Genomic DNA, 20608 nt, shown 5'->3' with positions numbered 1-20608 from the left:
AGGGGCCGATCAGCGGGCGGGAGCACGTCGACTCAGCCGGCGGCCTCCTCCGGGCGTTCGAGCACGTCGATCGCGGCGGTGTCGGGCTCGTACTCGTCGATGTGCCGCTCGTCCGGGCCGTCGTAGGCCGACAGCGGACGGATCAGCGCATTCGAGGACTGCTGCTCGATTATGTGGGCGGTCCACCCCGTGATGCGTGCGGCGACGAAGAGCGGCGTGAACGTGAGCGTGTCGAAACCGATCAGGTTGTACGCCGGACCCGAGGGGTAGTCGAGGTTCGGGTAGATGCCCTTGCGCGCCACGAACTCGCGCTCGAGCGTCTCGTACAGCTCGGCCACGGCCGGCTTGTCGTAGTGCGCGACGAGCGAGTCGAGCGCGGCCTTCATCGTCGGCACGCGGGAGTCGCCGCGCTTGTACACGCGGTGCCCGAATCCCATGATCTTGCGCTTCTCGGCGAGCGCTTTGTCGAGCCAGGCCTCGACCTGGTCGGCCGTGCCGATCTCGTCGAAGATGTGCATGACGGCCTCGTTCGCACCACCGTGCAGCGGACCCTTGAGCGCGCCGATAGCCCCGACCACGGCCGAGTACAGGTCGCTCAGCGTGGAGGTGATCACACGGGCCGTGAACGTCGAGGCGTTGAACGAGTGCTCCGCGTAGAGGATCATCGAGCGGTTGAACGCGTCGACCACCGCAGGCTCCGGCTCTTCGCCGAAAGTGAGCCAGAGGAAGTTCGCGGCGTAATCGAGGTCGTCGCGCGGCTCGACGGGCTCCAGCCCCCGGCGACGACGCTGACCGTACGAGACGATCGCGGGGAGCGCGGCGAACAGGGTCAGGCTGCGCTCGAGGTTCTCCTCCGGCGTGCCGACGGCATCGAGAACGTTGGCGATGCCGGCGGTCTCGATCGCGCCGATCACGCTCACGGCGGTGCGCACCTCGTCCATCGGGTGCGAGTCCAGCGGCAGCCGGTCGATCGCGTCCTTGACGACCGGCGAGAGGGCGCGGTGCCTGCGCTCGGTGAGGCGGAACGCCGCGAGTTCCTCCGCCGTGGGCAGCTCTCCGTTCCAGAGCAGGTAGGCGACCGCCTCGAAGGGCTGCGTCGCGGCCAGCTCCTGCACCGGGTATCCCCGGTACAGCAGGCTGTTCGTCTCGGGATTGACCTTCGAGATCGCGGTCGTGTCGACGACGACGCCCGCGAGGCCCTTCTTGATGTCCGGCTCGGTCACGGTCACTCCTTCTCGATGGTGAAGTTGAAGACGCCCGAGTCGAAGTGGTTGTACGACTCGTAGTCGATCAGGTCATAGAGATCGGCGCGGTGCTGCATCTCGCCGAGCTTCGAGGTCAGGTGCCCCTCGTCGTTCAGAGTATCCAGTGCACGGCCGGATGCCCCCATCGAGATACGCAGCAGCGACACCGGCCAGATCACGAGGTTCACTCCGGCGTCCCGCAGCTGGTCGACCGAGAAGAGCTCGCTCTTGCCGAACTCGGTCATGTTGGCGAGGATCGGCACGTCCAGCGCGTGCGCCATCGCCTCGAACTCGGCGAGGGTCCGCATCGCCTCGGGGAAGACGGCATCCGCTCCGGCATCCACCAGCGCGTTGGCGCGGTCGATCGCGGCATCCAGGCCCTCGACCGCGCGGATGTCGGTGCGGGCCATGATGAGGAAGTTCGGATCGCGACGGGCGTCGGCGGCCGCACGAATGCGCTTGATCGCGGTGTTCTCGTCGACCACGCTCTTGCCGTCGAGGTGACCGCAGCGCTTCGGATTGATCTGGTCCTCGATGTGCGTGCCGGCGAGCCCGGCATCCTCGAGCTCCTGTATCGTGCGGGCCACGTTCATCGGCTCGCCGAAGCCGGTGTCGGCATCCACGATCGCCGGCAGGTCGGTCATCCGGGCGATCTGCTTCGCCCGCCCGGCGACCTCAGTGAGGGTGGTGAGCCCGATGTCGGGGAGCCCGAGGTCTGCGGCGAGGACCGCCCCGGAGATGTAGACCCCGTCGAAGCCCTTCTGCTCGATCAGGCGGGCGCTGAGCGGATTGAACGCCCCGGGGAAGCGCAGCAGTTCGCCGCTCGCGAGCCGCTCCCGGAACAGACGCCGCTTCTCGGCGGGTGTCGTCGTGGAGTACAGCATCAGAACAGCCCCTTCGGCGCGTCGGCACCCTCGAGCAGGCCGGGCTTCGCGACGATCGACAGCTCGCCGACCTCGGCGGCCGTCAGCTCGGGCAGGCGCTGCACGAGCGCGAGGAAGCGCTCGATCTCGGCCGTCTCGAGCACGGGCTCGGCGAGCAGGCGGAACTTCGCGATGTAGTTCTCGCGGGCGAACGGCCGGGCACCGAGCGGATGCGCGTCGGCGACGGCGATCTCGTCGACCACGGTCGTTCCGTCGGTGAGCAGGAACTCGACGCGGCCACCGAACGCCTTCACGTCGGGGTCCTCGGAGTGGTAGCGGCGCGTCCACTCGGCATCCTCGGCCGTGGTGATCTTGTGCCACAGCTCGACGGTGTCGGGGCGCGCCGCGCGCGACGGCGCGTAGGAGTCGACGTGGTGCCAGCCGCCGTCCTGCAGGGCCACCGCGAAGATGTACGGGATCGAGTGGTCGAGCGTCTCGCGGGATGCCGTCGGGTCGTACTTCTGCGGGTCGTTCGCCCCGGAGCCGATCACGTAGTGCGTGTGGTGGCTCGTGTGCAGCACGATCTGTGCGATGTTCGCGGGGTCGCGGAGCGCCGGGTTCTCGGTGCCGAGCTTGCGGGCGAGGTCGATCCAGGCCTGCGCCTGGTACTCGGCCGAGTGCTCCTTCGTGTACGAGTCGAGGATCGCACGCTTCGGCTCGCCCGCGGCGGGCAGCGGCACCTCGTACGCGGCATCCTTGCCGTCGAGCATCCAGGCGATCACGCCGTCTTCGCCCTCGTAGATCGGGGCGGGGCTGGTCTGCCCGCGCATCGCCCGGTCGACCGCCTCGACGGCCATCTTGCCCGCGAAGGCCGGGGCGTGCGCCTTCCAGGTCGAGATCTCGCCCTTGCGGCTCTGGCGGGTGGCGGTCGTGGTGTGCAGCCCCTGGCCGACGGCCTGGTAGATCGTCTCGACGTCGAGCCCGAGGAGAGTGCCGATGCCGGCGGCGGCCGACGGGCCGAGGTGTGCGACGTGGTCGATCTTGTGCTTGTGCAGGCAGATCGCGCGCACGAGGTCCATCTGGATCTCGTAGCCGGTCGCGATCCCGCGCACGAGAGCGCGGCCGTCCTTGCCGGTGTGCTGCGCGACCGCGAGGATCGGCGGGATGTTGTCGCCCGGGTGCGAGTACTCCGCCGCGAGGAACGTGTCGTGGTAGTCGAGCTCGCGCACGGCGACGCCGTTGGCCCAGGCCGCCCACTCGGGGCTCGTGCGGCGGTCGAGCGCGGCGCCGAAGAGGTTCGCGCCGACGCCGCCGGTCGAGACCGGGTGGCTGAACGCCTGCGCGCGGGCCGCATTGATCGGACCGCGCGTGAGGGATGCCGCGGCGACCGAGGCGTTGTCGATAATGCGGTTGATGATCATGTCGACGACGTCCTGCTCGACCTCGACCTGGTCGGCGGCGACCTCCGCGATCTTCCAGGCGAGCTGGTCGGAACGTTCGAGGTTCTCGTCGCTGCGGTGCACGCGGACGTGGTGGGTGACGGTCATGAGACTCTTTCGGTCGTTGAGCGAGCGGAGCGAGACGAAACGTGTTCGGGGAGGGATTCGAGGATGCCGGTGAGAGCGTTGTGCAGGTGCACGTGCGTGGCGTGCGCGGCGAGGTCGCCGTCGCGCGCGGCGAGCGCCTGCGCGATCGTGCGGTGCTCGGCGGCGGATGCCGCGAGTCGGGCGGGCTTGTCCCGCGCCATCCGCCGCACGCGCACGAGATGGGTGCGCACGGTGCGGAGGGCGGAGGCGATGTAGTCGTTGGCGACGGCCGCATCGAGTGCGGCGTCGAAGCGGCCGATCAGGGAGTAGTAGGCGTCCCGCCCTTCGGCGCCCTCGAGATCGACGTGGGCGAACTCGTCGGCGAGGGCGGCGAAGAGGCGCGCGTCTCCTCTGGCGGCGGCGAGGCGGGCGGACGTCTCTTCCAGCGCACGGCGGATCTCGAAGAGCGAGCGGATGTCGTCGGCATCCAGATCCGCCACGACGGTGACCCGGGGCGACTGCTGCACGACGAGGCCGTCGGCGATCAGGCGGCGCAGCGCCTCGCGCATCGGGGTGCGGCTCACCCCGAGGCGATCCGCCTGCTCGACCTCGCCCAGGACGACGCCGGCCGCGAGGTCTCCGGACTGGATGCCGTCGAGCAGCGCCGCGTACGCGCGATCACTCGCGGAGGTGCGCTCGACGGAGAGGGTCATGGCCTCAGTGTATACACAAAGTCGCCCGCGAGAGCGTCGCAACGATCTGAAAGCCTCTCACGTATACATTGATCACCTGCCGGGCATCACGCTCGGCAGGCGTCATGCATCGGAGCGCGCCTTCCGGGTCATGGCGATTCCGGCGGCGACGGTGGCGACGAGCACGAGGGTGACGAACACCACCACGACGATGCTCTCCGGAACGAAGACCAGGGCGACCCCGGCGGCGAGCACGGGAAGAGCGAGCCCGCAGTACGCGATGAGGAAGATGAACGCGAGCGCCTCTCCGCGGCGTGCGGGCGATGCCAGCGACGCGGCAGTGGCGATCGACGACTTGAAGAGAACGCCCACGCCCAGCCCGGCGACGATGCCGCCTAGGAGGAACACGGCGAACTGCGGCGCCAGCGCTCCGATCGCGACCGCCGCCAGTCCCACCCCGCAGCTGATCGTCGCGATCAAGAGTTGGATGCGCAGCGCGATCCTCGCGAGCAGAAGCTGACCGACCGCCGCCGCTCCGAAGACCGCGAAGGTCGTGGCGCCAGCCACCAGGTGATCGTGCTGCGCGAACTTGCCGACGAGGATCGACGGGGCGAGCGACGTGAACAGGCCGAGCAGTGCGAACGACGCGAAGGCACCGAACCCGGCGGCGACGAACGTCGAACGGGACCCGGACGGCGCGGAGAGCCGCTGCGGCCGATAGTGCACGGGGGCCTCCGGCGCGTCGACGGTCTCGGGTACCGAGGCGACGGCGATACCCGCCAGCACCAGCGCGATGAGGAACACCGCGTGGGGCACGATCAGCGGGGAGGGAACGAACTCCGCGAAGAGTCCCCCGATCAGCGGGCCGAGGGCGAGGCCGCCGAGGTTCGCCGCGCCCGCGACGGATGCGGCGACGATGGCGCTCTCGCCGGGACGCGATCTCGCGCGCAGCTCGCTCAGGTGTGCGGTCGCCGTCGCGGTCAGCACACCGATGCTGATCCCGTTCACGAGCCGGGCGACGATGAGTCCGACGGGCGACGACCAGGACAGGAAGAGCACCGCTGAGACCACGGACACGAGGATCGCGATCAGCAGCATCCGCCGCCTGCCCGCCCAGTCGCTGATGTGCCCGAGGAAGAAGAGGCTGACGACGACACCGACCGCGTAGGCGGCGAAGATGACCGTGATCATCCAGACCGGGAACCCGTCGCGCTCCTCATAAAGCGGATAGAGGGGAGTGGGGACCGTGGAGTAGGCCATGACGACCAGGAAGCCGGCGGCGACGATCCAGAAACCCGTGCCGTGCGAGACCCGCCGGGGGCGGGCAGCAGACGAGCGCGCGGCGTCACCCATCGCCGAGCGCCTCGAGGGCGGTGGCCGACGGCGCGAAGAACGTCGAGCCCGTCTGCGGCACGGAGAAGTCGAGCAGGCGATCGTGCAGGCCGGGTGGATCTCCGATGAACATGCGCTCGAGCATCTTCTCGATCACCCACAGCCGGCGTGAGTAGCCGATGAAGTAGGTCCCGAACTCTCCCGAACCGGGGCTGCCGAACGGCATGTTGTCGCGGAGGATGTCGTGCTCGACGCCGTCGACGACGATCGTCGACAGGGTCTTGTGCGACTTCTGGCCGTCGGCCGCGTCGTCGAGCTCGATGTTGTCGGCCTTGGTGCGGCCGATGATGGCCTCCTGCTGTTCGGCCGTCAACGTTCTCCAGGACTGCAGCGGATGCGTGTACTTCTGCACGACCACGTAGCTCCCGCCCGCATGCGCCGGGTCCTCATCACCGACGAGGGTCGCCTCGGGCAGGGCCGCACCCACGGGATTGGCCGTCCCGTCGACGAAGCCGAGCAGGTCGCGCGCGTCGAAGTAGCGGAAGCCGACGGTCTCGTCGACGACGTCGACCGCGCCTGCGAGCAGGTCGAGGAGCTGGCGCTCCAGTTCGAAGACGAGATCCCGGCGTGACGCGCGGATGTGCAGCAGGAGGTCGCCCGGCGTGGACACCGCCGTGTGGTGGGCGCCGACGACCGGGCGGAACGGGTGCAGCTCCTTCGGGAGGGGCTGCCCGGTGAGAGGAGTCCACACGCGTGCGCCGATACCGGCGATGCAGGACAGCGAGGCGTCCAGGTCGCGGAAGCCCACGTTCGCGACGAGTCCGCCGAGGTCGCCGAGCACGCTCCGCACCGTGTCCAGCGACGCTTCGCCGTCGCGGATCGTGAGCACGAGGAACACCGCGCAGTCGCTGAGCGGCGCATCGACCGTCTGCGGTTCGATCGGCACTCGGCGCGACGAGGCGGGCGTCATGCCGTGCCTCCGGCAGGGAACGCCATCTGCTGCGGTGCGCGCACGTCTGCCTCCCGAGGATGAGGCTTCAAATCTAGAGGGAGCGCTGCGGCTTCACCACAGGTGGCGCCTCCGGCACGGGCTCGACGAACTCCGCCACTGCCGCCGGCACCGGCTCCCCGAGCTTCACGACCACGACGCCCGCCAGCACGAGCACACCGCCGAGGGCCTGGAGCAGGTCCGGCAGCTGACCGAGGAGCAGCCGCCCGAAGAGCAGCGCGGCCACGACCTCGGCGAGCGCGACGAACGAGGCGAGTCTCGACCCCAGCATCCGCGTCGAGGCGATGCCGAGAAGATAGGCCAGCGCCGTCGCGAGCACACCCATCGCCAGGACCGGCACGAACCACGGCACGGTGCCGAAGCGGTAGGCGATGTCGTCGGTGCTCCACGCGATGGGCAGGACGCCGACGGCCCCGGCAACGATCAGACCGAGCGCTCCGAGCAGCAGGCCGCTCCCGGCGAGCGCGACCGGCGGCAGCCCCGTGTCGGCCTTGGCCGAGAGCAGGAAGTAGGTCGCGGCGCCGACCATGGCGCCGAGGGCCCACAGGATGCCGGCGGCGTTCACCTCGGCACCGGTCACGATGTCGAGCATGAGCACGAGGCCGACGAACGCGATCACCGCGCCGAGGATGCTGCGTCGACTCGGCCGCTCGCCACGGCGGAGCCAGAGCCAGAGGATCACGGCGATCGGCGCCGTGTACTCGATGAGCAGCGCGATGCCGACATCCATCACCGCCACGGCCTGGAAGTAGAAGAACTGCGTGGCCGCCACCGCGAGCAGGCCGTAGGCCGCGATCAGGCCGATATTGCGTCGGAGCAGACCCCATCGTCCTCGCAGGGACAGGATCGTCGGGATAAGCAGCACCAGCGCGGCGACAGAGATGCGCGCCGTCACCGCAGCACCGGGGGTCCACCCGGCATCCATGAGCCCCCGCGCCCAGCCGCCGGACATGCCGAAGGCGAACGCGGCCCCGATCGCCAGCGGCAGCCCGAGACGCACGCCGGACGCGGCCGTGGCGACGGTGTCATTTGCCATAGTGCTCATGGGATGTGACGTTACGCGTCCCGGATGTAAGATGTCAACATGATCTTCACCGATGACACGGCCGAGGCGCTCCGCTCGGCGGTCTGGCTCGTGAACTCCGCGGAGGACCCGGAGACGCTCGCCGACCTCCACGACTACGCGGCATTCCTGGTGGAGTTCCCCTACACGGGTCGGCTCGACCGCGACGGGGCCGAGCTCACAGCGCTCCAGGAACTGCGCCCCCGCTTGCGGGCGATGCTGCTGGCCCCGCGCGACGAGATGGTCGATCGGGTGAACCGCGCCCTCGACGAGAGCACGCTCACACCGCACCTCGTGCGCCACGACGGCACCGACTGGCACCTGCATGCCGTCGCCGACGAGCGTCCGCTCGCCGAGCGCGTGCTCATCGAGACGGCGATGGCTCTGATCGACGTCATCCGCGCCGACGAGGGCTCGCGCATCACGATCTGCGACGACGACACGTGCGAGGCCCTCGCGCTCGACCTCTCCCGCAACCGCTCGAAGCGCTACTGCTCGGCCACGTGCGCCAACCGCAACGCGGTCGCCGCGTACCGCGCCCGCCGCGCCGACGCCTGACGCGGCCGCCGCTCCACCTCACCGAGCTCCTCGCTGCGTTTCGTCTCGCTGCGCTCGCTCAACGACCGAGGCCGCACTCGCGAGCACCGCTCGCCGCGCGGATGCGCAGCATGCCCTGGACGCGAACCTGTCATCACAGGTACACTCAACTTGTCATTACAGGTTGCGCAGCGCCGCAGCATCCGTTACGAGGAGCACCGATGCCCGAGTTCCACACCCCGCCGCTGTCTCCGATGGCGATCGCCTTCGATGCCGAGAAGCTGACCCTCTCCCCCGAAGGGCCGACCCTCACCCGGCGGATGTCGGACCTCGAAGGGCTCTTCCTCGACGCCGACGCCTGGGCCGCAGCATCCGCGGGCGACAACCCGGTCGTCTACACCGTCATGAGCTCCCCCGTCCCCGAGGTCGACCGCGAGCTCCCCCAGTCGATCACCACGATCATGCCGGGCGACACGTCGGGCGAGCTGTGGATGACGAAGGGGCACCAGCATCCGAACCACCAGGGCGAGATCTACCTCGCGCTGAAGGGCCGCGGCGGACTGCTCATGTTCGACGGCGAGCGCACCGAATGGCTCGACATGCTCCCGGGCACGATCGGCTACATCCCACCGGGCTGGGCGCACCGCTCGGTCAACACGGGCGACGAGCCCTACGCGTTCCTCGCGGTCTACCCGGGCGGCGCCGGCCACGACTACGGCTGGGTGCTCGAACACGGTATGGGCTCGCGCGCCTACCGGGCGACTGCCGGCACCGACGGCGTCGACCTGCGCCCGTACGCCGGATAGGGTCCGCCATGCTCATCGCGCACGATCTGGGGACCACCGGCGACAAGGCGTCGCTCCACCACGACGACGGACGACTGGTCGCGGCCGTCACCGTGCCGTATCCGGCGCACTTCGCCGCCGGCGGGATCGCCGAGCAGGACCCGGCCGACTGGTGGAACGCGGTCGTCGCCGCGACCCGCGATCTGCTCGCGCGCACCGAGACGGCCCCGGCCGACATCGCCGGACTCGTCGTGAGCGGGCAGATGATGGGCGCCGTGCTGCTCGACGCCGATGGCGAGCCCACGCGCCCGGCGATCATCTGGGCCGACACACGAGCGGGCGCCCAGCAGCGCGAGCTCGAGGCGGCCCTCGGCGCGGAGCACGCCTACAAGATCCTCGGACACCGCCTCAACCCGACCTACTCGCTCGAGAAGGTCATGTGGGTGCGCGATAACGAGCCCGACACCTGGTCGCGCGTGCGCCGCGTCTGCGTGGCGAAGGACTTCATCGTACTGCGGCTCACCGGACGCCTGGCGACCGATCGCTCCGATGCCTCCGGCACCAACGCCTACGACCAGCGCTCCGGCACCTGGTCCGACGAAGTGCTGCAGGCCGCGCGCCTCGACCCTGCCCTTTTCCCCGAGATCCTCGAGTCGACCGACATCGCGGGCGGACTGACGGATGCCGCGGCCGACGCGCTGGGCCTGCCCGCCGGCGTTCCCGTGGTGATGGGCGGCGGCGACGGCCCGCTCGCCGCCGTGGGCTCGGGCGTGGTCGCGCCCGAGGACGGCGCGTACGTCTGCCTCGGCACCTCATCGTGGATCTCGTTCGCGGCCGACGCCCCGCTGCACGACCCCGCGATGCGCACCTTCACGTTCGACAACGTCGTGCCGGGATCGTTCGTCCCGACCGCGACAATGCAGGCCGGCGGAGCATCTGTGCAGTGGATCGCCGAGGCCCTCTCCCCCGACCCCGCGCACCCCGAGACCGGACGGCTCATCGCCGAGGCGGCGGACGACATCGACACCGACGACCTCTACTTCCTGCCGTACCTGCTCGGCGAGCGCTCCCCACTCTGGGACCCCGACGCCCGCGGCGCCTTCGTCGGCCTCGCACGCCACCACACCAGGGCGCACCTGATGCGCGCGGTTCTCGAGGGCACCGCGTTCAACCTGCTCACCTGCATCCAGGCGTTCCGGGAATCGGGCGCCGTGATCGACCGTATCGACGCGGTCGGCGGCGGCGCGCAGAGCGACGTCTACCTCTCTGTCCTCGCCGACGTGTGGGGTGTCCCGGTGCGGCGGCGCACGATCGTGGAAGAGGCCAACAGCCTCGGCGCCGCGGTCACGGGTGCGGTGGGCCTGGGCCTCGCCGACTTCTCGGCGGCCCGCGCCCTCAGCGAGGTGACGGCCGAATTCACCCCGGATGCCGGGCGCCACGCCGTGTACGCCGAGCGCCACGCCCGGTTCACCGACGCCTACACCGCACTCGCCCCCTGGTTCGCAGGACGGCCGAGCTGATGGGCGTCATCCTCGTCACCAGCCGCTCGTTCTCGGACGGCGACCTCGACCTCGTCGGGCGCGCAGCGCAGGCCGGACACCGGATCCTGCGCGGTCCCGCTCACCACGACGTCGACGAGCTCCGACCGCTGCTCCATGGCGCCGATGCCTGGATCGCGGGCACCGGAGCGATCACCGACGAGCACCTCGAGGCGGCGCCGAAGCTCCGGGTCGTCGCCCGCTACGGCGTCGGCACCGAAGCCGTCGATCTGGAGGCGGCCCGTCGCCGCGGCATCCCGGTCACCAACACCCCCGGCGCCAATGCGGATGCCGTCGCCGACCACGCGGTCGGCCTGATGCTGGCCGCGCTCCGTTTCGTGCCGGACGGCGACCGCCGGGTGCGCGTCGGCGACTGGAGCGTGCGGCGCGGACGCGAGCTGGGCGCCGCCGCCGTCGGGATCGTCGGCTTCGGCCGCATCGGTCAGGGCGTGGCGAAGCGCCTGAGCGGATTCGGTCCGCGCGTCGTCGCCGCCGACCCCTTCCTGTCCGCTGACCTCATCCGGGCGAACGGCGCCGAGCCGATCGACCTCGACGAGCTGTTCCGCATCGCCGACGTGATCACCCTGCACGCACCGGGCGGACAGCTGCTCGTCGACGCCGGGCGACTCGCCCATATGCGTCGAGGCACCGTGCTGGTGAACACCGCCCGCGGCGACCTCGTCGACGAGGCCGCGATCGCGGAGGCCCTGCGTGACGGCATCCTCGCCGGCTATGCGGCGGACACCCTCGACGGCGACACCGCGGCGCAGGGCAGCCCGCTGCTCGACCCGGCACTCGCGGACCGCGTGATCGTGACACCGCATCTCGGCGCACAGACCACGCAGGCCGTCGACAACATGGGTTCGATCTCGCTCGCCGACGCGCTCGCCGTGCTCCGGGGCGAAGAGCCCGCCCATCCCGTGACCACTCGCTAGGAGACTCCCGATGACCTCGTCCCTCACCACCGATCCGCTCGCCGCCCCGACGACGCAGGCCGACTACATGGGCTTCGTCGGCGTGACGACGGCGTCATCGTCGATCATGAAGGTGTTCCCGCTGTGGGCCGACATCCTCGGCCTGCCGACCCGCACGCTGATCGGCCATGACCTGCCGATGGATGCGACGCCGGCGCAGTACCGCGCGATGGTCGAGCAGATCCGCGACGACCCGCACCACCGCGGCGCCCTGGTGACCACGCACAAGATGAACGTGTACGCCGCGGCATCCGATCTGTTCGATGAACTCGACCCGTTCGCGGTGTCGTGCGCCGAGATCTCGAGCATCTCGAAGCGCGGGCCGCTGCTGTCGGGGCGCGCAAAGGACCCGATCACGGTCGATCTCGCGCTGAACGATTTCCTCTCGGGCGACCATTTCGCCCGCACGGGTGCCGAGGTCGTCATCCTCGGCGCGGGCGGGTCGGGCACGGCGCTCAGCTGGGCCCTGGCGGAGCGCGTCGACGCTCCCGCCCGCATCACGGTGACCGCCCGGTCGCAGGAGAAGCTCGATCACCTGCGCGAGGTGCACCGACAGCACGGCACGCGTGAAGGATTGATCGACTACGTCATCACGGCGACACCCGACGACGCCGATGCCGTCGTCGCCGCCGCTCCCCCGGGGTCGGTGATCGCGAACGCCACCGGACTCGGCAAGGACCGGCCCGGCTCGCCGCTGACCGACGCGGTCGTGTTCCCCGAGGGCGCCTACGCCTGGGAGTTCAACTACCGCGGGTCGCTCGAGTTCCTGCACCAGGCCCGCGCGCAGGAGGCCGCCCGGTCGCTGCACGTCGTCGACGGCTGGCGCTACTTCATCCACGGCTGGTCGCAGGTCGTGGCCGACGTGTTCGAGCTCGATCTCACCCCCGAGACCGTCGAGCGGCTCGCCGAGGCGGCGGAGTCGGTGCGCTGATGCCGGTCGTCCGGACAGTGCTCGGCGACATCGAGCCGGCGGCGCTCGGGCGCGTGGACTATCACGAGCACCTGTTCCAGGTCTCGCCGCTGCTGCCCGGCGACGAGCTCGACGACGAGGCGGCGTCGGGTGCGGAGGCCGGACTCCTGAAGGCGAGCGGCTTCGAGGCCATGGTGGATGCCACACCCTTCGGCCTCGCCCGCGACCCCGCGGCGCTGGCGCGGATCAGCGCGACGACCGGGCTGCACATCGTCGCGACCACGGGCCGGCACCGCGAGGCGCACTACGGCGCCGACCACCCGATGCAGGTCTGGACCGCCGACCGACTGGCGGCGTTGTTCGTCGCGGACATCACGCGCGGGATGCCGGAGTCCGACACGGCCGTGTTCGAGACGCCCGAGGTGCCGTCGGCCGTGACGCCCGCCGGCGGCCCGGTGCGCGCCGGGATGCTCAAAGGCGGGGTGGATTACTGGCGGATCAGCCCGTTCGAGCGCACCACCCTCCTCGCTGTCGCCGCCGCTCACCGCGAGACCGGCGCCCCGGTCATGGTGCACCTGGAGTTCTGCACCGCGGCCCACGAGGTGCTCGATCTGCTCGCGGCCGAGGGTGTGGCATCCGATCGGGTGGTGCTGGCTCACGCCGATCGCGATCCGGATGCCGGACTCCACGTCTCGCTCGCCGAGCGTGGCGCCTACCTGGGGTACGACGGCTTCGCCCGCCCCCGCACCCGATCCGACGCCGAGCTGCTCGCGCTGACGGCGGCCGTCGTCGAGCGCGGAGCCGCCGACCGCATTGTGCTGGGCGGAGACGTCGCAAGGCGTTCCCGCTACATCGCCTACGGCGGGATGCCGGGACTCGCCTACCTCGGCGAGCGCTACCTCCCGCGGCTCCGCGCCCTCGTCGGCGACGACGCCGTCGACCGGATGCTCGTCGCCAACCCCGCCCGCCTGCTCACCCTCTCAGCCTGAGCCTGCGGCATCTGCATCTGCATCTGCATCTGCGTCGGCCCGACGCCGAGATCTCCGCCGACTCTATGTGCAACCCCAGGGTTGCGCTCATCTTCGATTAGTGCAACCCTGGAGTTGCACTAATCGAAGGGAGCAGATCATGAACTACGTAGCACTCGACCCGAACCAGGGCAGACCGATCGCGGGTGATCTCGTGTGGAGCGCGCTACCCGATGCCCCGGTGGTGGAACCCCCGCCGCCCGGCCGGTGGGCGCGACTCTTCAGACGCGCGACTCCCCGGCGAGCGCCGGAGGCGCGGGCGAGAGCCGCGAGGTACGAGCCGGTCCCCAGGCGAGCAGCACGACTGCGGCCAGAGCAACCGTGATCAGGAGTTGCGCGACGAGGACGACCGGGTCCTCCGACGGGAAGAAGGCGCCGATCGCGTTCCCCGCGAAATGGATGAGGATGGCCGCCCACATCTTTCCGCCCAGCCTTTCGGTGACGAACACATAGAGGAGCGAGAGCGGGATGCAGGTGATCATGAAGATCAGCCCGCCCACCGTGAACAACCCGGTCTCGTATTGCCCCGTCCCGGGAAGGAAGTAGAGCGGGACGTGCCACAGCGCCCAGACCGAGCCGAGCACGACCGCCGTGCGCACCGGGGTCCAGCACAACCGCAGTCGAGGCTGCACGAAGCCCCGCCATCCGAACTCCTCCGCGATCGGCCCCGTGATGAGGAAGAGGACCACGAACAGGAGGCCGCCGCCGAAGCCGGCCAGTACCTCGGGAGCGCGAGCGAGGTCGGCGGAGAATCCCCCCGGATCGACCAGCAGGTTCGCGGCGACAGTGGGCAGGATGCCGAGGACCACGGCGGCAGGTGCCCACAGCCACGGTGCGGCGACTCGCGTTCGGGCGACCCTCCGCCGGCGACGGGACCAGAAGAGAAACACAGCCAGCGCGGCGAGCGAGGGACCGGAGGTGCCCAGCCCGAACAGCCACAGGCCCGGGCCGCTGAGCACCTCCCATCCGGTCAGCAGGAGGATCACGTACGGCGCGCCCGTGAGGAGGACCGTGGCGATCGCGAACAGGGTCAGATCGGCTCGGAGGGGGCGACTCGATGTCTGCGAGGTCATGCCCGCAACGCTCGCAGCGGCCCGGAGAGCGGTCAATGCTACCCAGGGGCCGTCTTCGACCTCGGTCTCATACCCCGGAGGCAGCGAAGAAGCCCCCCGCCCGAAGGCGAGGGGCTCCCATCGATCACATCAGGTCACTCGTAGAGGACTGCGGCGATCTTCGGGTCTTCGATGTTGGTCTTGTCGTACCAGTAGGAGCCGGTGTCGTAGAACTCGTCGACCTTCTTGCCGTTGGCCGCGTCGTATGCGGCCTGCACGACCTGCTCGCCGATGCCGATCGGGTCCTGCGTGATGGCGCCGGCCATGGTGCCGTCCTTGATGGCGTTGATCTGCGCTGCACCGGAGTCGAACCCGACGATGGTGATCTTGCCCTTCTCCAGACCGAGCTCGTTCACGGCGTTCACGACGCCGATGGCCGAACCCTCGTTCGTGCCGTAGATGCCCTTGAGGTCGGGGTGCGCCGCGATCAGCGTCTTCGCGATGTCGGCCGACTTCAGGTGGTCGCCGTCGCCGTACTGGATGTCGACGATCTTGACGTCGGGGTAGTCGGCTTCCATCTTCTCGACGAAGCCGTCACGACGCTCGACACCGGTCGAGTTGATCTGCGAGTGGCCGACGATCGCGACCTCGCCCTTGCCGCCGATCAGGTCGGCCATGTGCTCTGCGGCGAGCGCACCCGCGACCTTGCTGTCGGTCGCGGAGAGGCTGAGTCCGACATCGCCGTTGCAGGGAGCGTCGAAGTAGACGACAGGGATGTCCTTCGACTTCGCCTGCTCGAGCGGGGCGACACAGGCCTCGGGGTCCAGCGCCGCGTAGGCGATGGCATCCGGGTTCTTGTCGATGGCGGCCGTCAGCATCTCGAGCTGGCCGGCGATCTCGGTCTCGGCCGCGGGGCCTTCGAACGTGATCTTGACGCCGAGCTCTTCCGCCTTCTGCTCCGCGCCCTTCTTCACGGCCTGCCAGAACTGGTGCTGGAAGCCCTTCGAGACGAGGGCGATGTACATCTCGCCGTCGCCGCTGCCGCTGCCTCCGCCGCTGCCTTCTTCGATCACGTCTCCGCCGCCGGCGCAGCCGGCGAACACCAGCGCGGATGCTGCCACGAGTGCCGCGAATGCGGTCTTCTTGCCGAATTTCATGGAAACTCCATTGTTCTCTGTGATTGCCGGCCAGGGCCGACGGTGGACTGCGTGGTGCTATTCAGTTGAGTCGGGTCGAACGGGCTCAGGTCCGCTGGCGGTTGCGCAGCGAGTCGAGGAACACGGCCAGCAGCACGACGACGCCGACGACGATGTTCTGCCATTCGGGCTGGATCGACAGGATGCGCAGGCCGTTGACGAGCACGCTCATGATCAGCGCGCCGATCACGGTGCCGAGGATGGATCCGCGTCCGCCGAGCAGCGAGGTGCCGCCGATGATGACCGCGGCGATCGCCTGCAGCTCGTACCCCATGCCGATCTGCGGCTGGGCCGAGTCGAGGCGGGCGGCGATCACGATGCCCGCGATGCCGGTGAAGGCTCCGGCGAACATGTAGATGAGGATCGTCCAGCGGCGGGTGTTGACGCCGGACAGGCGCGTGGCCTCTTCGTTGGAGCCGATCGCGAAGGTGTAGCGGCCGAGGAGCGTCTTCGACAGCACCAGCCACGCGATGATCGCGACCACCGCGGTGATCAGCACGGCGTTCGGGATGCCGGGGATGATCACGCCGAGCGCGATCTTCTTGAAGTCCGGTGCCGAGGTGGAGAAGTAGATCGGCGAGACGTTCGAGATGACGAGTGCGAGACCGCCGGCGATCATCATCATCGCGAGCGTGGCGATGAACGGAGGCAGGCGCAGGAACGTGATGTTCACGCCGTTCACCAGACCCATCAGCACACCGGTCAGCACGCCGCCGATCACGCCGACCCAGACCGGGAGGCCCATGTTGGTCACGAACACACCCGTCATCACGGCGCAGAGCGCCATGCCGGTGCCGATCGAGAGGTCGATGCCTCCGGTGATGATGACGAAGGTGGTGCCGAGGGCCAGGATGCCGATGACCGCGGTCGAGAGGAGGACCGTGGCGATGTTGCTGAAGGTGAAGAAGTTGGGGCTGGCGATCGTGAAGAAGATCACCAGGACGATGAGGGTGCCGAACGCCAGCGACTGCTGGAGCTGGCGCTTGAGGAAGGCGCCGACGTCGCGCTTGTCGGTGTCCTCGTTCACCGCCGTCTGGATGATCGTCGTCGTCGACGATCCGGGCTGCTGTGGGGTGCTCATCAGTCTTCCTCCCCGTGGGCTGCGAGTTGCATGATCTTCTCCTGGCTGGCTTCCTCGTTGCGGAGCGTTCCGGTGATGCGGCCGTTCGCGAAGACCGCGATGCGGTTCGCGACGCGGAGGATCTCCGGGAGCTCCGATGAGATGACGATGATGGACTTGCCCTGGTCAGCGAGCTGCTGCATCAGGCGGTAGATCTCTTCCTTCGCGCCGACGTCGATGCCGCGGGTCGGCTCGTCGAAGATGAGGATGTCGCAGTCGCGCATCAGCCATCGGGCGATGACGATCTTCTGCTGGTTCCCTCCGGAGAGGAGCTTGACGACCTGGTTGACCGAGGGCGTCTTCACCCGCAGCTGCTGCACGTACTCCTTGGTGCGGTTCTTCGCCTTGCTGTCGCCCATCCAGCCGATGCCGTTGGCATAGGAGCCGAGGGAGGCGAGGACGGTGTTGAACGTGACGTCCTGCTCGAGCATGAGCCCGAGCAGCTTCCGATCCTCCGAGAGATAGCCGAGGCCGTGCTTCACGGCATCCGCCGGCTGGCCGATGCGCACCGGACGTCCGCTGATCGAGATCGTGCCGCCGTCGCGGTGATCGGCGCCGATGACGGCCCGCGCCGTCTCGGTGCGGCCGGCGCCCATGAGGCCGGCGAAGCCGAGGATCTCGCCCTTGTGCAGCTGGAACGACACGTCCTTCAGCAGGTTCCTCGTGGAGAGACCCTGCACGTCGAGGACGATCGGATCGTTGATGTGCTCGCGGGCTTCGGGGCGCGTGCCCTCGTCGATCACGCGGCCCACCATCATCTCGATGATGGTGGGGATGGTGACCTCCGCGCGGTCGAGTGATCCGATGTATGTGCCGTCGCGGAGCACCGTGACCCGGTCGGCGAGACGGCGGAGCTCGTCCATGCGGTGCGAGATGTACACGATGCCGGTGCCCGACGCCTTGAGCTGCTCGATCAGCACGAACAGCGTCTCGACCTCGGTGTCGGTGAGGGCCGACGTCGGCTCGTCCATGATGAGGACCTTGGCGTTGAACGACAGCGCCTTGGCGATCTCGACCATCTGCTGCTCGGCGACCGTCAGCTCGCCGACGAGCTGACGCGGGTCGAGGCGGATGCCGAGACGCTTCAGCAGCTCCGCAGTCTGGGTGTTGAGCTTCCGCTCGGACAGGAACGGCCCGGAAGTCGGCTCACGGCCTACGAAGATGTTCTGCGCGACGGTCAGGTCGGGCATCAGGTTGAGCTCCTGATGGATGATCGTGATGCCGAGTTCCTGGGCCTGCAGCGGGCTGGTGAGCTCCACCTCCTGGCCCTCGAACGTGATGGTTCCCTCGTCCTTGGTGTAGATCCCGGACAGGATCTTCATCAGCGTCGACTTCCCGGCGCCGTTCTCTCCCACCAGCACCAGCACCTCGCCGGCACGCACCTCCAGGTGCACGTCTTTCAGCGCCTGCACACCGGGGAATCCCTTGCTGATCCCCTCCACTCGGAGAATGGGGTCACTCATGTGCTCACCTGCTTCCTTGAAGGTCATGTTGCGGTTCCGGCGATGCGGGCCGCAGTAAACATCGGATCAATTCTGCGGCCTGCGCCTCTTTCGCGCAAGTTGTATCTGAATGTATCTAACGGAGGTCGGATGGGGAAGGCTTGTAATAACATCTTGACCTTCCCGGCACCGGAACTCCGGCTCGCGCCTCAGTGCAACCGGATCGACTCGATCGCGACGAGCTTGTCGCGGATGTACGCGTTGGCGTGCGCGCCGAGTTCGTCGTTGTCGGTCCAGAGGTTCCGCCAGATGCCGAGCATCCGACTGAGGTCCGGAGCGACGACGGCGGACGAGAACGACTCGAAGACGATCGGGCCGTCGTAGCCGATACGGCCGAGCGCCTTGAAGAACGTGTCGAAGTCGACCGTCCCGGTGCCGAGGTAGCCCCGGTGGCTCTCGCCGATGTGCACGTAGCGCAGGGCGGGAGCGGCGTCGAGGACCGGCGCGAACATATCCGACTCCTCGATGTTCATGTGGTACGTGTCGAGGTGGATCCCGACGTTCGGCCGGTCGACCTCCGCCAGGTAGTCGAGCGCCTGCCTGGCCGTGTTCAGCACGTTGGTCTCGTAGCGGTTGACGACCTCGAGCGACACCGACACTCCCCGTTCGGCGGCGTGGTCGGCGACCCGCGCGATGGCGGCGCGACTGCTCGCGAGCCCTTCGGGCGTCACGGGCTCCATGTACTTCTTCATGGCGCTGTAGATCACTCCGCAGAAGTGCTCGCCGCCCAGCTCGGCGAGCACGTCCACCGCGCGGAGCAACAGCGCTTCGCCCGCCGCGACGATCGCAGGATCGGCACTCGTCACGTCGGTCGCCTCGGACAGCCCGAGCGATGCGCTCACCGCGAGGTCATGCTCCTCGAGGGCGTCCTTCGCGGCCGCCACGTCGAACGAGAACGGATCCATGAGCGGGAACTCGATGAGGTCGAAGCCCGCCGCCTTCGTCTTCTCCACAGCGAGGCGGATGCCGTCGGCATCGAAGTTCCCGGTCCAGACGAGCCCGTGGCAGCCGATGTTCATGGGGCCTCTCGCAGGCGGGTGTTCGGCACCGTCGCCTCGCCACTTGGCACGTTGCAAGTGGCGTGCCAGACACGCTACGCCCGCGGGAGGTGCGGAGTCAAGAACTTTCTTGGCACGTTGCAATTCTCCCGCTAGCCTGGTGTCGCCACGTCCGCCCGGCGCGTCCCGCCGGCGGCCCCATCCCGACGAGGAGCCTCCATGCCCGCGAGCGTCAAAGACGTCGCCGCTCTTGCCGGGGTCTCGTCCTCGACCGTGTCGAACTACCTCAACCACCCGCACGTGCTCGGCACGTCGAGCCGCGAACGCGTGCGGGCGGCCATCGAGCAGCTCGGCTTCGTGCCGAACGAGTCGGCGCGGCAGCTGCGCGCAGGGTCGAGCAAGGCGCTCGCGCTGATCCTGCTCGACGCGTGGCTGCCCTACTTCAATGAACTGTCCCGCGGCGTGGACGACGTGACGCGCGAAGGCGGCTGGTCGCTGTTCTTCAGCAACAGCAACCGCGATGACGCGCAGGAGCGACGCAACATCGACATGTTCGAGGCGCACCGCGTGCAGGGCATCGTGATCTACCCGCTCGGCGACGTCGTGCCGCGTCTCGAGCTCCTGGCCGAGCGCGGCATCCGCTCGGTGGTCGTCGGCCCCATCCGTGACTCGCCCACGGTCGCATCCGTGCTGTTCGACGACCGCGGCGGCGGGCGTCTCGCCGGCGAGCATCTGCTGTCGCTCGGACGCACGCGCATCCTGTTCCTCGGCAGCCCCACGGTCAGCCAGTCGAATGACCGCCTGGCCGGGCTGCGCGACGCGGTCGCCGGGACCTCAGCCACGATCACGGTGCAGAACGTGCCGCATCTCACGACCGAGGACGGGCTGCGCGCCGCCGAACAGCTCATCGCCCTGCCCGCCGGTGAGCGCCCCGATGCTGTCTTCGCCGCGAATGACATGGTGGCGCTCGGCGTGCTCACGCAGCTGCTGCGGCACGGCATCCGGGTTCCCGAGGAGATCGCACTCGTCGGATTCGACGATGTCGACCAGGCACACCAGGGCGTGGTGCCGCTGACGAGCGTGCGTCAGCCGGGCTATGAGATCGGGCGCGCCGCCGGTGCCGCGCTGCTGCAGCAGCTGGCCGACCCGACGGCTCCGCCGCCCGCGACCACGCCGTTCCCCGCCGAGCTCATCGTGCGCGAGTCGACCGTCGGGCGCTGAGGCGGTCTCGTCACGCGT

19 protein-coding genes are annotated in these 20608 nt (G+C 69.2%); 7 read left to right on the top strand and 12 right to left on the bottom strand.

What is annotated here, in order from left to right:
- Positions 1-32: 32 nt before the first annotated feature.
- The 7 genes from ABS642_RS17535 to ABS642_RS17505 form a co-directional block, all read right to left on the bottom strand.
- Complete coding sequence (locus ABS642_RS17535; protein WP_350351127.1) at positions 33-1223, bottom strand: bifunctional 2-methylcitrate synthase/citrate synthase; 1191 nt, start codon at positions 1221-1223, stop codon at positions 33-35.
- Positions 1224-1225: 2 nt separating this feature from the next.
- Positions 1226-2128, bottom strand: coding sequence for a methylisocitrate lyase (gene prpB, locus ABS642_RS17530; protein WP_350351126.1), 903 nt, complete (start codon positions 2126-2128; stop codon positions 1226-1228).
- On the bottom strand, positions 2128-3654 hold the full coding sequence (locus tag ABS642_RS17525; protein ID WP_350351125.1) for an MmgE/PrpD family protein: 1527 nt from the start codon (positions 3652-3654) through the stop codon (positions 2128-2130). Before ABS642_RS17525 ends, prpB begins: the two co-directional genes overlap by 1 nt.
- Positions 3651-4346: a GntR family transcriptional regulator gene (locus tag ABS642_RS17520; protein WP_350351124.1), complete on the bottom strand. Its 696-nt coding sequence runs from the start codon at positions 4344-4346 to the stop codon at positions 3651-3653. The genes ABS642_RS17525 and ABS642_RS17520 overlap by 4 nt, the downstream gene beginning before the upstream one ends.
- A 102-nt stretch (positions 4347-4448) precedes the next feature.
- Positions 4449-5678: an MFS transporter gene (locus tag ABS642_RS17515; protein WP_350351123.1), complete on the bottom strand. Its 1230-nt coding sequence runs from the start codon at positions 5676-5678 to the stop codon at positions 4449-4451.
- Positions 5671-6627 (bottom strand): Dyp-type peroxidase, encoded by a 957-nt coding sequence (locus ABS642_RS17510; protein WP_350351122.1) that lies wholly within the window; start codon positions 6625-6627, stop codon positions 5671-5673. The genes ABS642_RS17515 and ABS642_RS17510 overlap by 8 nt, the downstream gene beginning before the upstream one ends.
- Before the next feature lie 73 nt (positions 6628-6700).
- The gene (locus ABS642_RS17505) at positions 6701-7711 is read right to left on the bottom strand and encodes a DMT family transporter (protein WP_350351121.1); all 1011 of its coding nucleotides are present in this window, start codon (positions 7709-7711) and stop codon (positions 6701-6703) included.
- A gap of 39 nt (positions 7712-7750) precedes the next feature.
- Here ABS642_RS17505 and ABS642_RS17500 point away from each other — a divergent pair, with 39 nt between their 5' ends.
- From ABS642_RS17500 to ABS642_RS17475, 6 genes are all read left to right on the top strand, one after another.
- Positions 7751-8287 (top strand): CGNR zinc finger domain-containing protein, encoded by a 537-nt coding sequence (locus ABS642_RS17500; RefSeq protein ID WP_350351120.1) that lies wholly within the window; start codon positions 7751-7753, stop codon positions 8285-8287.
- Between the two features lie 200 nt (positions 8288-8487).
- Positions 8488-9072 carry a glucose-6-phosphate isomerase family protein gene (locus tag ABS642_RS17495; protein ID WP_350351119.1) on the top strand — a complete coding sequence of 195 codons (585 nt, stop codon included), beginning with the start codon at positions 8488-8490 and terminating at the stop codon, positions 9070-9072.
- 8 nt (positions 9073-9080) lie between these two features.
- On the top strand, positions 9081-10571 hold the full coding sequence (gene xylB / locus ABS642_RS17490) for a xylulokinase (protein ID WP_350351118.1): 1491 nt from the start codon (positions 9081-9083) through the stop codon (positions 10569-10571).
- Entirely contained in the window at positions 10571-11524 is a 954-nt protein-coding gene (locus ABS642_RS17485) for an NAD(P)-dependent oxidoreductase (protein WP_350351117.1), read from the top strand. The genes xylB and ABS642_RS17485 overlap by 1 nt, the downstream gene beginning before the upstream one ends.
- A gap of 10 nt (positions 11525-11534) precedes the next feature.
- The gene (locus ABS642_RS17480) at positions 11535-12494 is read left to right on the top strand and encodes a shikimate dehydrogenase (protein WP_350351116.1); all 960 of its coding nucleotides are present in this window, start codon (positions 11535-11537) and stop codon (positions 12492-12494) included.
- Positions 12494-13462 (top strand): aryldialkylphosphatase, encoded by a 969-nt coding sequence (locus ABS642_RS17475; RefSeq protein ID WP_350351115.1) that lies wholly within the window; start codon positions 12494-12496, stop codon positions 13460-13462. Before ABS642_RS17480 ends, ABS642_RS17475 begins: the two co-directional genes overlap by 1 nt.
- Positions 13463-13722: 260 nt before the next feature.
- On the opposite strand, the gene ABS642_RS17470 is transcribed toward ABS642_RS17475, so the two are convergent.
- The 5 genes from ABS642_RS17470 to ABS642_RS17450 all read right to left on the bottom strand — a co-directional run bounded on the left by ABS642_RS17470 (position 13723) and on the right by ABS642_RS17450 (position 19390).
- Positions 13723-14574, bottom strand: a complete 852-nt coding sequence (locus ABS642_RS17470) for a CPBP family intramembrane glutamic endopeptidase (RefSeq protein ID WP_350351114.1) — start codon at positions 14572-14574, stop codon at positions 13723-13725.
- Positions 14575-14708: 134 nt separating this feature from the next.
- Positions 14709-15710 (bottom strand): ABC transporter substrate-binding protein, encoded by a 1002-nt coding sequence (locus ABS642_RS17465; protein WP_282215803.1) that lies wholly within the window; start codon positions 15708-15710, stop codon positions 14709-14711.
- 85 nt (positions 15711-15795) lie between these two features.
- Positions 15796-16830, bottom strand: a complete 1035-nt coding sequence (locus tag ABS642_RS17460) for an ABC transporter permease (RefSeq protein WP_282215802.1) — start codon at positions 16828-16830, stop codon at positions 15796-15798.
- The gene (locus ABS642_RS17455; protein WP_282215801.1) at positions 16830-18332 is read right to left on the bottom strand and encodes a sugar ABC transporter ATP-binding protein; all 1503 of its coding nucleotides are present in this window, start codon (positions 18330-18332) and stop codon (positions 16830-16832) included. The genes ABS642_RS17460 and ABS642_RS17455 overlap by 1 nt, the downstream gene beginning before the upstream one ends.
- Positions 18333-18520: 188 nt before the next feature.
- Positions 18521-19390: a sugar phosphate isomerase/epimerase family protein gene (locus tag ABS642_RS17450; protein ID WP_350351113.1), complete on the bottom strand. Its 870-nt coding sequence runs from the start codon at positions 19388-19390 to the stop codon at positions 18521-18523.
- A 198-nt stretch (positions 19391-19588) separates the two neighbouring features.
- Here ABS642_RS17450 and ABS642_RS17445 point away from each other — a divergent pair, with 198 nt between their 5' ends.
- Positions 19589-20590: a LacI family DNA-binding transcriptional regulator gene (locus ABS642_RS17445; RefSeq protein ID WP_350351112.1), complete on the top strand. Its 1002-nt coding sequence runs from the start codon at positions 19589-19591 to the stop codon at positions 20588-20590.
- The last annotated feature ends 18 nt before the right edge of the window (positions 20591-20608 follow it).

This window comes from Microbacterium sp. A8/3-1 (assembly GCF_040267695.1).
Classification (GTDB): domain Bacteria; phylum Actinomycetota; class Actinomycetes; order Actinomycetales; family Microbacteriaceae; genus Microbacterium; species Microbacterium luteolum.
Note: the sequence above shows the minus strand (reverse complement) of the source record. Positions and strands in the feature narration are given on the sequence as shown.

Bases quoted from the DNA above. Each gene is read 5' to 3' on its own strand.
- ABS642_RS17475 (WP_350351115.1), top strand. From the start codon at position 12,494: ATGCCGGTCGTCCGGACAGTGCTCGGCGACATCGAGCCGGCGGCGCTC.
- ABS642_RS17510 (WP_350351122.1), bottom strand. From the start codon at position 6,627: ATGACGCCCGCCTCGTCGCGCCGAGTGCCGATCGAACCGCAGACGGTC.
- ABS642_RS17480 (WP_350351116.1), top strand. From the start codon at position 11,535: ATGACCTCGTCCCTCACCACCGATCCGCTCGCCGCCCCGACGACGCAG.
- ABS642_RS17515 (WP_350351123.1), bottom strand. From the start codon at position 5,678: ATGGGTGACGCCGCGCGCTCGTCTGCTGCCCGCCCCCGGCGGGTCTCG.
- ABS642_RS17450 (WP_350351113.1), bottom strand. From the start codon at position 19,390: ATGAACATCGGCTGCCACGGGCTCGTCTGGACCGGGAACTTCGATGCC.
- ABS642_RS17485 (WP_350351117.1), top strand. From the start codon at position 10,571: ATGGGCGTCATCCTCGTCACCAGCCGCTCGTTCTCGGACGGCGACCTC.
- ABS642_RS17495 (WP_350351119.1), top strand. From the start codon at position 8,488: ATGCCCGAGTTCCACACCCCGCCGCTGTCTCCGATGGCGATCGCCTTC.
- ABS642_RS17445 (WP_350351112.1), top strand. From the start codon at position 19,589: ATGCCCGCGAGCGTCAAAGACGTCGCCGCTCTTGCCGGGGTCTCGTCC.
- ABS642_RS17525 (WP_350351125.1), bottom strand. From the start codon at position 3,654: ATGACCGTCACCCACCACGTCCGCGTGCACCGCAGCGACGAGAACCTC.
- ABS642_RS17455 (WP_282215801.1), bottom strand. From the start codon at position 18,332: ATGAGTGACCCCATTCTCCGAGTGGAGGGGATCAGCAAGGGATTCCCC.
- xylB (WP_350351118.1), top strand. From the start codon at position 9,081: ATGCTCATCGCGCACGATCTGGGGACCACCGGCGACAAGGCGTCGCTC.
- ABS642_RS17520 (WP_350351124.1), bottom strand. From the start codon at position 4,346: ATGACCCTCTCCGTCGAGCGCACCTCCGCGAGTGATCGCGCGTACGCG.
- prpB (WP_350351126.1), bottom strand. From the start codon at position 2,128: ATGCTGTACTCCACGACGACACCCGCCGAGAAGCGGCGTCTGTTCCGG.
- ABS642_RS17470 (WP_350351114.1), bottom strand. From the start codon at position 14,574: ATGACCTCGCAGACATCGAGTCGCCCCCTCCGAGCCGATCTGACCCTG.
- ABS642_RS17500 (WP_350351120.1), top strand. From the start codon at position 7,751: ATGATCTTCACCGATGACACGGCCGAGGCGCTCCGCTCGGCGGTCTGG.
- ABS642_RS17505 (WP_350351121.1), bottom strand. From the start codon at position 7,711: ATGAGCACTATGGCAAATGACACCGTCGCCACGGCCGCGTCCGGCGTG.
- ABS642_RS17460 (WP_282215802.1), bottom strand. From the start codon at position 16,830: ATGAGCACCCCACAGCAGCCCGGATCGTCGACGACGACGATCATCCAG.
- ABS642_RS17465 (WP_282215803.1), bottom strand. From the start codon at position 15,710: ATGAAATTCGGCAAGAAGACCGCATTCGCGGCACTCGTGGCAGCATCC.